Source organism: Streptomyces marinisediminis, assembly GCF_026262575.1.
Taxonomy (GTDB): Bacteria; Actinomycetota; Actinomycetes; order Streptomycetales; family Streptomycetaceae; genus Streptomyces; species Streptomyces marinisediminis.
On sequence record NZ_JAPKFL010000089.1, the window covers coordinates 1 to 994 of the forward strand.

Annotated in this window: 1 protein-coding gene; it reads right to left on the reverse strand. The window is 67.0% G+C overall.

The window, feature by feature from the left end; translation table 11 throughout:
- Nucleotides 1–20: 20 nt before the first annotated feature.
- Nucleotides 21–842: a transposase family protein gene (locus tag OSB71_RS24185; RefSeq protein WP_265950939.1), complete on the reverse strand. Its 822-nt coding sequence runs from the start codon at nt 840–842 to the stop codon at nt 21–23.
- Nucleotides 843–994: the final 152 nt, after the last annotated feature.

Consider the following 994-nt stretch of genomic DNA (forward strand, 5'->3'; position numbering starts at 1 on the left):
TGAGGTTTTCTCAACGGATATCATTTCCATTGCCCGTTGAGGACGAGGGCTGCGCGTGTGATGTCGCCGATCCTGCTGGGGCTGAGGGTGACGTACTTCAGCGTTCGCCAGCGCTCCTTGAGTTCAGCGATGGCTCGTTCTCCCAGGGAGCGCATGCCGCGCAGGAGTGAGTTGTAGGTGCGGTTGTCGGTGTGTAGATGGCCGGTGGTCTGCCCGGCGGGCTTCTTGACGGGGGTGTGGACGCCGATACCGGCGCCGTCGTATCCGGAGTCGGCGAGGGTGCGCAGGCCCTCGCGGGCCGCCGCGTACAGGGCGGGCAGGACGTGGATGCGGGCGGCGGTCAGATCGTGGGTGGAGCCGGGCTCGGCATCGGATGTCCACAGCGGGGTGCCGTCCGGGGCGGCGAGGAACTGCACGTTGCCGCCGAAGCACTTGTGCTTGCCGGAGTACCACGCATCGATCTTTTCGCCCTTCACGCTCAGCGCGGTCCCGGCAAGCCGGTCGGTGATGGTGAGAGTGCCGTCCAGGACGATGTGGCTCATCCCCTCCTCGCGGCAGCGGTCCAGCACTTCGTGCAGGTCCGGGGCTTGGGCCGCCAGCACATCGATGCCTTCGTGCAGGTAGCGGTAGCCGGTGGCCTGCGAGACGCCGGCATCCCGGGCCAGGCAGTGAACGCACCCGCGTGTCCGGAACCAGCGCAGCACCAGCACAGCCTGACGGAAAGTGCCCAGCGCCCGGGAACCCCTCGGGGTGCCGATCCGGCGCCGGTGCGCGGCCAGCAGCCGGGACAGGTACTCCACGACATGGCGCGGGACATCGAGCGTGGCAACATAGGTGACCAACGTGAAGCCTCTGGTTCAGCGGACGATCTTGTGGTGAGAACCGTCCTACCAGGGGCTTTACGTCTGCCCACGGCCGGGGCCGCCTGCCCGATCCGTACCCAACCGCCGGGATCACCCCGCAACGCGAAGATCATTTCGCTGAGAAAACCTCA